This window comes from Corallococcus carmarthensis, from assembly GCF_003611695.1.
GTDB lineage: Bacteria > Myxococcota > Myxococcia > Myxococcales > Myxococcaceae > Corallococcus > Corallococcus carmarthensis.
Genome location: NZ_RAWE01000320.1, coordinates 1 through 7910, shown reverse-complemented (window position 1 = coordinate 7910; position 7910 = coordinate 1). Strand labels below are relative to the sequence as shown.

7 protein-coding genes and 1 pseudogene are annotated in these 7910 nt (G+C 69.9%); 4 read left to right on the top strand and 4 right to left on the bottom strand.

The features are described 5' to 3' along the window. Both lolA and D7X32_RS41690 read left to right on the top strand, forming a co-directional pair. Window positions 1-757: outer membrane lipoprotein periplasmic chaperone LolA (lolA, locus tag D7X32_RS41695; RefSeq protein WP_439329048.1), on the top strand; the 757-nt coding region annotated here is incomplete at its 5' end. 15 nt (window positions 758-772) lie between these two features. Further along, the gene (locus D7X32_RS41690) at window positions 773-2191 is read left to right on the top strand and encodes a hypothetical protein (RefSeq protein WP_120608068.1); all 1419 of its coding nucleotides are present in this window, start codon (window positions 773-775) and stop codon (window positions 2189-2191) included. Between the two features lie 81 nt (window positions 2192-2272). Here the strand turns inward: D7X32_RS41690 and rimO are convergent, their stop codons facing one another. From rimO to D7X32_RS41670, 4 genes are read right to left on the bottom strand one after another with little or no spacing between them, the layout of a single operon-like run. Further along, window positions 2273-3673 (bottom strand): 30S ribosomal protein S12 methylthiotransferase RimO, encoded by a 1401-nt coding sequence (rimO, locus tag D7X32_RS41685; RefSeq protein ID WP_216618840.1) that lies wholly within the window; start codon window positions 3671-3673, stop codon window positions 2273-2275. A 33-nt stretch (window positions 3674-3706) separates the two neighbouring features. Further along, window positions 3707-4822 (bottom strand): hypothetical protein, encoded by a 1116-nt coding sequence (locus D7X32_RS41680; RefSeq protein ID WP_120608066.1) that lies wholly within the window; start codon window positions 4820-4822, stop codon window positions 3707-3709. Between the two features lie 13 nt (window positions 4823-4835). Next, a complete protein-coding gene (locus D7X32_RS41675; RefSeq protein WP_120608065.1) occupies window positions 4836-5333 on the bottom strand; it encodes a YajQ family cyclic di-GMP-binding protein in 498 nt (165 codons plus the stop codon). Between the two features lie 31 nt (window positions 5334-5364). After that, on the bottom strand, window positions 5365-7005 hold the full coding sequence (locus tag D7X32_RS41670) for a ribonuclease J (protein ID WP_120608064.1): 1641 nt from the start codon (window positions 7003-7005) through the stop codon (window positions 5365-5367). Window positions 7006-7158: 153 nt separating this feature from the next. Between D7X32_RS41670 and D7X32_RS41665 the strand changes: the two genes are divergently transcribed. Further along, window positions 7159-7557 (top strand): BlaI/MecI/CopY family transcriptional regulator, encoded by a 399-nt coding sequence (locus tag D7X32_RS41665; protein ID WP_120608069.1) that lies wholly within the window; start codon window positions 7159-7161, stop codon window positions 7555-7557. Further along, window positions 7554-7910, top strand: a pseudogene (locus tag D7X32_RS41660) (tail length tape measure protein); the annotation flags it as partial. The gene D7X32_RS41665 and the pseudogene D7X32_RS41660, both read left to right, overlap by 4 nt.

Here is a 7910-nt window from a genome sequence, read left to right as displayed (position 1 = left end):
CACCGCGCCCGCACCGAAGCCCTCGGCCACCGCCAAGGCCCCCGCCGCCGCGCCGAAGCCCGCCGCTCCCAAGGATGCCGGCACGGCCGCCATGCCCCCCGCCGCGAAGCAGGGCGACGCGAGCGTGGCCGCCAGCGCCACGAAGCCCGCGCCGAAGCCGATGACGCCCGAGGTGAAGACGCTCGTGGACCGGATGCAGGCCTTCTACGAGAAGACGGGCGACTTCAAGGCGGGCTTCAAGCAGGACTACAAGTACAAGGCCTTCCGCCGCACGCAGACGTCCACGGGCACGGTGACCTACAAGAAGCCGGGCCTGATGCGCTGGGAGTACGAGAACCCGTCCAAGCGGACGTTCGTGCTCGCGGGCAACAAGGTCTACATGCACGACCCGGAAGCGCAGACGCTGTCGGTGGCGGCCATGGACACCAGCCAGCTGTCCGCGTCGGTGACGTTCCTCTTCGGCCAGGGGAAGCTGGCGGACGAGTTCGCCATCACCAAGGGCGACTGCAAGGACTGCAAGGGCACGCTGCTGGTGCTGGATCCGCTCAAGAACGAGCCGCGCTTCCGCCAGGTGCGCCTGGAGGTGGACCCCTCGACGGCGCAGGTGCTCAAGAGCACGGTGGTGGATCCGGACGGCAGCGAGAACACCATCGCCTTCCTGGACCTGAAGACGAACGTGGGCATCTCGGCGGACAGCTTCAAGCTGAACCCGCCCGAGGGCACCCGCGTGGACGACTTCACCAAGAAGGCGCAGTAGGACGGCCCGCCCTCCATGCGCGGCGTGCTGCTGGCGGGATGCGTGCTGATGGGCGCGGGATGTCACTCCGCCGCGCCCGCGGGCCCTTCACGTCCCACGAGCCTCGTGGGACAGACGTTGCCCCTCCTCTCCTCGCCCGCGCTGCGGCTGACGGTGGCGGGAAGGTTGGGAAACCGGGCCGTGCCGGTGGTGCTGGACGTGACGCGGCCGCTGTCGCTCGTGTCCACCAGCTGCTTCAACGGAGAGCCGCCCGCGCCCGCCGGCACCGCGCGCGTGCCGGAGCCTTCCGGAGGCCATCGCTCCTGGCCAGAGGTGCCGGCCCCGCCGCTGACGGTGGGCCCGGTGGCGCCGCCCCTGCGCACGCTGCTGCTCTCCGGTGAGACGGGCTGCTCGGTGACGCTGGGGCAGGACGTGCTGGCCCCGTACGCCCTCACGGTGGATCCGCTGCGCCGCGAGGTGACCTTCACCGCGTCACGTCCCCGGGAGGCCTACGCCGCGGAGCTGCGCGCGACGGACGCGGTGCGCGAGACGCAGGTGGTGGAGCTGAGCCGCGAGCCGCTGGGGGACTGGCCGCTCCTGGCCGTGCAGGTGACGCAGGGGGGGACGAGCCTCACCGGTCCCTTCGTGCTGGGCACGCGCGAGCCCTTCTCCCGTCTGGCGGTGGACCCCGCGCTGGCGCAGGGGCTCCAGCCGCTGGAGACGGCCGCGGGCCTGCCGCCGCGCACCTTCGCGGTGGACTCCGTGGAGGTGGCCGAAGGCCTGGGGGTGAAGCCGCTGGTGATGGAGGCCGCGGGGCGTTGGCCGTCTCAGAGCAGCCTGGGCCGCCTGGGGCCGGACGTGTGGGGCAGGTTCACCGCCACCGTGGACGCGCAGGGTGGGGCGTTGGTGCTGCGCAGGCCCCACGTGCGGATGCCCGAGGGCGGAGGCCGGCAGCAGTGCGCGGGCGAGGGCGGCGCGTTCAGCGAGGAGGCCTGCTACGGCGTCTTCGTGCGCGCGGAGCCCGACGGCGCGGTGGCCCTGTCCGGCGAGGTGTTCCGGGACGTGCCAGAGGGCGTGCGCCTGTACGTGGAGCCCCGGGGAGCGGAGGGCCAGCGCCTGGAGACGGGCTGTCAGGTGGGCCTGAGCTTTCCCACCGCCACGCGCGGGGCCAACACGCAGCACCGGCTGCCGTGGGCGTCCCTGGCGAAGACCCTGCCCGCGTGCCACGCGGCGCTCCAGGGCGCGCGGAGCTACGCCGTGTCGCTGGTGGAGGAGGGGCGCCACCCCGAGTGCCCCACGACGTGCGCCTTCGTCACGGAGTCCGCGTCGCGGCGCACCGTCTGCGAGTGCCAGCCCACGCCGCTGGGCGAGGGCGTGGCGGTGCCCACGAAGGGCTCGGGCCCGCAGCCGCCGCCCGTCGAGGAGCGCGAGCTGGAGCCCGAGGATCCGAAGTAGGGCCCGGGAACGGCTCGGGCCCGCGACCGCCTCCAGGAGGAGGACGGGGCGGGCCCGGGGCACTGCCTTCGCGGAGGTGGACTACTCCGGCCGCGGCTCCGGCGGACGCACCATCGCCTTCAGGGGCACGGGCGCGGGCGGGGCCTCGCGCGGGGTGTGCGCGCGCTGCTTCGGATCCGGACGCTCCACCACGCGGGCGATGAGGTCGTAGTCGTGCGCCTCCGTCACCTCCACGGTGACGAACTCGCCCGGGTACGCCAGGCCGTCGTTGATGTAGACCTGCCCGTCGATTTCAGGCGCCTGGCCCTCGTGGCGGCCCACCAGCAGGTGCTCGGACTCCTCGCTGGGGCCCTCCACCAGCACGGTGAGCTTCTGGCCCACGAGCTTCTTGTTCTGCTCGCGGTTGATGCGCTTCTGGATGGCCATCACCTCGCGCCAGCGGCGCTCGATGGTCTTCGCCGGGACCTTGTTCGGCAGGTCGAAGGCGGAGGTGCCTTCCTCATCCGAGTACTGGAAGACGCCCAGACGCTGGAAGCGCTGATCCTTCACGAACTCCTTCAAGAGCTCGAAGTCCTCCTCCGTCTCACCCGGCAGGCCGACGATGAGCGAGGTGCGCATCACCAGGTTCGGCACGCGCTCGCGCAGCTTCGTCAGCAGCTCCTTGAGGAACTTGGAGTTGCGGCCGCGCTTCATGGACAGGAGCAGCTTGTCGCTGGCGTGCTGCACCGGCATGTCCAGGTAGTTGGCGATCTTCGGCTCGGACGCGATGACGTCGATGAGCTCGTCCGGGAACACGCGCGGGTAGGCGTAGTGCAGGCGGATCCACTTCACGTCCACCTTCACCAGCTCCTTGAGCAGCTCGTGGAGCTTCGGCTTGCCGGGCAGGTCATGCCCGTACGCCGTCAGGTCCTGCGCGACGAGGTTCAGCTCCTGCACGCCGCTGTCCGCCAGCTTGTTCGCCTCCGCCACGATGTCCTGCACCGTGCGCGAGCGCTGGCCACCGCGCAGCGTGGGGATGATGCAGAACGCGCAGGCGTTGTCGCAGCCTTCGGAGATCTTCAGGTACGCCGTGTACTTCGGCATCGAGTTGATGCGCGGCGTCTCCGCGTTGTGGATGTAGTCCGGATCCGGAATCACCTGGCGCGGGCTGGCCTCCGCCGCCAGCAGGTCGCCAATCTGGGCGTACGCGCTGGTGCCCAGGAAGTGGTCCACCTCCGGCATCTCCTGCGACAGCTCCTGGCCGTAGCGCTGGGACAGGCAGCCGGTGACGACGAGCGTCTTGCACGAGCCCGTCTTCTTCAGCTCCGCCATCTCCAGGATGGAGTCCACCGACTCCTGCTTCGCCGGTCCGATGAAGGCGCACGTGTTGACCACGATGACCTGGGCTTCGGAGGGTTCCTGCACGAGCGAATAGCCGCGGGTGCGCAGCGTGCCCAGCATCACCTCGGAGTCCACCCGGTTCTTCGGGCAGCCGAGGGTCATCATGTACAGGCTCTTGGTCTCTTCCACGCGCGTCTACCGCTTTCCCAGTTGCGTACGCTCGAAGTGGTCCGCACTCCAAACGAAGTTGATGATGGCGCCGTTCGAGTAACCGATGTTCAGCGCCCCCTCTTCATCCATCTCCACCGAGGTGGCGCGTCCCAGCGCACAGGTGGCAGCCGGCCAGTCGAGCACCCGCTGGGCTGTCTTCCCCGATACGACATAGAGCCCCATGCGGAGCTCGTCATCGGAGTCGCATTGACCCTCGACGGCATAGGGATTCTTCCCGGTCAGCACGGTGACGACCGGTCGCCCGTCCTTCAGGCTTAACGCTTCCGGCAGGTTCACGCCCATCTTCGTGGCGTCCACGGCGGTGGGGGCCACCAGCGCGCGCAGCGAGGCGGGGGTGAGGGGGTCCTCTCCCTGGGCCCAGTCCGGGTAGCTGAGCATTCCCCAGCCCAGCCAGCCGGTGGGGGCCGCCTCCAGCGTGGTGACGCTGGCGGGGGGCTTGAGCTTGAGGTTCTTGCGAGCCTCGTCCGGCAGGCGCAGCGCTTCCCCCTCCGGCATGGTGCCGCCCTTGCAGTTGGACACCGGCACCACCTTGGCTCCCACCTGGTCCTGGTCCTCGTAGGTGATGCAGAGGTCCATGACGAGCGGATCCACGGCGGGGAAGCGGGGCAGGGCGCGCACGGGAATCAGGGCCACCACCGACAGCGTGTCGCCCTGGCGGTGCACCGCGGCGTTCACCAGCCCCTGCGCGAACTTGGGCGTGTTGCTGTCGGCCCCGGAGGTGCGCTGGCCGTCGAAGGCGAAGCGGTAGGTGTAGCCCGTGGCGGTGGGCCCCGCGTCCGGGAAGTAGAGGGTGAGGGTGATGACGTCGCCCGCGAGCAGCTGGTTGTCCGTGGCCTCCACGCCCACGAAGAGCGTGTCCTTGCGCCAGCCCACCCGGGCGGAGAAGTTCGCGGTGGCGCCTTCGGTGGACAGCGGCTTGAGGATCAGCGGCGAGCCGAAGTCCTTGAGCCCCTTCTCCGGCCGGGGCGCCTTCTTGAGGACGGGCACCGGCTTGCTGGGCCGGGGCGCCTCGTCCTGCGCGAGCGAGGCGGTGGCGAAGAGCAGGCAGAGGGGCAGGGTGGCCAGACGGACGGCGTGCATCGCGGGGGCGCCTCTAGTCGCGGAAGTTGGTGAACTGCATGTCCAGGTTCAGCCGGTCCTGCTCCTTGCGGAACAGCGCCATGGCTTCCTGCAGGTCGTCGCGGTTCTTGCCCGTGACGCGGAGCTGATCCGCCTGGATGGAGCCCTGCACCTTGATCTTCGAGTCCTTGAGCACCTTGATGAGCTCCTTGGACTTCTCCACCGGGATGCCCTGCTGGAGCTTGATGGGCTGCTTGACGTTGGACAGGCCCGTCTTCTCGATGTCGCCGAACTCCAGCACGCGCAGGCTGATGCCGCGCTTGGCCAGCTTGCCGAGCAGCACCTCCTTGGCGGCCTGGAGCTTCTCCTCGCTGTTGGTCTTCAACGTGAGCGAGGTGTGGTCCGGAGCGATATCGATTTCGGCCTTCACACCCTGGAAGTCATAGCGGGTGCTGAGCTCTTTCCGGGTCTGATTGACCGCGTTGTCGAGCTCAGCCAGATCGATTTTGGAGATGACGTCGAAGGAGGGCATGGAGGGGGACCTTTTCGCGCCCTTACCATACCTACACCCGGACGACCAAGGGCACCACCAGGGTCCGGCGGGAGGTGTGCTGCTTGAAGGCCCGCTTCACCGCCTTCACGAGCTCCTCCCGGACCAGGGCGTCGTCCCCGCGAAGCTGGGGGTTGAGCTCCTCGAAGAAGGCCCGCGCCTCCTGGGCCACCCGGGACAGGACGCCCTGTTCGTCCGGGCTGAGGCCCTGGCCGGACAGCTGGGGCCCCGCTACCAGCGCCTGGGTATCGCGCCGCAGCACCACCGCCGCGGCCACCACACCCGTTTCCGCCAGCCGGTTGCGCTCCACCAGCGTCTCCTGCGTTATCACCCCGTCCCCGGAGCGCTCCCTTAGGATTCGTCCGGTGGGCACGCTGCCAGTGAAGCGGCCTCGCCCCTCCTCGAACGTCACCACGTCCCCGTCGTGCGCCAGGAGCAGGCCTTCCGGCGCCATGCCGGCCTCCCGCGCGGTGGTCAGGTGTCGGTGAAGGTGCCGGACTTCCCCATGCACGGGGACGAAGTTGCGGGGGCGGATCAATTCCAGCACCCGGCGCTGCTGGGGGCGGCTGGCGTGTCCGGAGACGTGCACGCCGGGCTCCACCTGGGCGTAGACGATGCGGGCGCCCCGCCAGTGGAGCTGGTCGAGCAGCGCGCCCACGGAGCGCTCGTTGCCGGGGATGGGGCGGGCGCTGACGATGACGGTGTCGCCGGGCTCCAGGCGCACGGGCCCGTCGCCGTTGGCCAGCTGGGTGAGGCCCGCGCGCGGTTCGCCCTGCGCGCCGGTGGTGAGCACGGCCACGCGGTGGGGCGCGAGCTTCGGCACGCTGTCCAGGTGCACGAAGAGCGAGTCGGGCACGTCCAGGTAGCCCATCTCCCGCGCCAGCTCCACGTTGCGCACCATGCTGCGGCCCTGGAGCGCGACGAGCCGGCCGCTGCGCTCGCACAGGTCCAACAGGTGACGCACGCGGTGGAGGTTGGAGGAGAACTGGGCCACCACGATGCGGCCCTTCGTTTCGTGGAAGAGGCGCTCGAAGGTGGTCTGCACCACGCGCTCGCTGCCGGTCTCCTCCACGTGTTCGGAGTTGGTGGAGTCCGACAGCAGGCACAGCACGCCTTCGTCGCCCGCCTCACCCCAGCGCTCCAGGTCCGTCTTGAGGCCGTCGATGGGGTCGGGGTCCAGCTTGAAGTCGCCGGTGTGGATGACGGTGCCTTCGGGCGAGCGCACGATGAAGCCCACCGCGTCCGGCACGGTGTGCGTCACGCGCGTGGCCTCCACCTGGAAGACGCTGCCCACGGGGAAGGGCGTGCGCGGCTCGATTTCGCGCAGGTCCGCCTTCACGCCCAGCTCCTCCAGGCGCTGCCGCGCGAGCGCCAACGTGAAGCGCGTGCCGTAGATGGGGACCGGGATTTCGCCCAGCAGGTAGGGGAGCGCGCCGATGTGGTCTTCGTGGCCGTGCGTGAGGAGCACGCCCTTGAGCTGGGCCGCGTTGCGCTTCAGGTGCGTGAAGTCCGGGACGATGATGTCCACACCGGGCATTCCCGACGTGGGGAACATCAGGCCGGCGTCGATGAGCAGCATCTCCCCACGACAGGCGAGCACCATGGCGTTGAGGCCGATTTCGCCGAGGCCGCCCAGAGGTATGACGTGGAGCATGTGGCCGGAAGTCTAAGGGGCCAGCCCCTCCTGTGCGTGGGAATCCGCACGGCCCGCCACCACGAGTCACCGCCCGCCTGCTTGACGGATTCAAACTAAAGGCTTAGTTGTGTTTGAACTAAGGATTTAGTTCGAAGCCGGGAGGCCATGCCCGTGACGAAGTCACCGTCCGCAGAGGAGTCCAAGCCGCTCACGCCGGTGGAGCTGGAGCTGATGCAACTGGTGTGGAGGCTGGGGGAGGTGAGCGTGGCGGACGTGCTCGCGGCGCTGCCTCCGGAGCGCAAGCTGGCCTACACGTCGGTGTCCACGGTGCTGCGCATCCTGGAGCAGAAGGGCGTGGTGCTCAGTCGCAAGGAGGGACGGGGGCACCTGTACTCGGCGCGGCTGTCGCGTGAGGCCTACGAGGCCCAGAGCGTGCGCCACCTGGTGGCGACGGTGTTCGACGGGACGCCTTCTTCGCTCGTGGCGCGGCTGGTGGAGGCGGTGCCGCTGTCGGCGGAGGAGGTGGAGCAGATCCGCAAGCTGCTGGGCCGCAAGGGAGGCCGGGGATGAGCGCCTTCATCCGGGACGTGCTGGCCGCGTACCTCACGGCGGCGGCGCTGGTGGCGGTGGGCTTCGGGCTGCTGCGCGCGGTGTTGGCGTTGGGGATGGAGCGGAGGCTGGACGCGCGGCAGACGCTTCGCGTGGGGCGCGTGACGCTGGGGCTGGCGGTGCTGTTGCCGTTCGTGGGGCTCGCGGTGCGCGAGTGGATGCCGTCGGCGCCGCTCTTCACGGTCGAGCGTTCGTTGATGAGCTACACCGCGCCGCTGACGCCTGCCGAAGCGCGGCCCGTACGCGGCGCCGTGAAGGGGGCGCTGGCGTCGGACACGGAGCTGCCATGGGGGTTGCTCGGCCTGGGGCTGGTG

Bases quoted from the DNA above. Each gene is read 5' to 3' on its own strand.
- D7X32_RS41690 (WP_120608068.1), top strand. From the start codon at position 773: ATGCGCGGCGTGCTGCTGGCGGGATGCGTGCTGATGGGCGCGGGATGT.
- rimO (WP_216618840.1), bottom strand. From the start codon at position 3,673: ATGACCCTCGGCTGCCCGAAGAACCGGGTGGACTCCGAGGTGATGCTG.
- D7X32_RS41680 (WP_120608066.1), bottom strand. From the start codon at position 4,822: ATGCACGCCGTCCGTCTGGCCACCCTGCCCCTCTGCCTGCTCTTCGCC.
- D7X32_RS41675 (WP_120608065.1), bottom strand. From the start codon at position 5,333: ATGCCCTCCTTCGACGTCATCTCCAAAATCGATCTGGCTGAGCTCGAC.
- D7X32_RS41670 (WP_120608064.1), bottom strand. From the start codon at position 7,005: ATGCTCCACGTCATACCTCTGGGCGGCCTCGGCGAAATCGGCCTCAAC.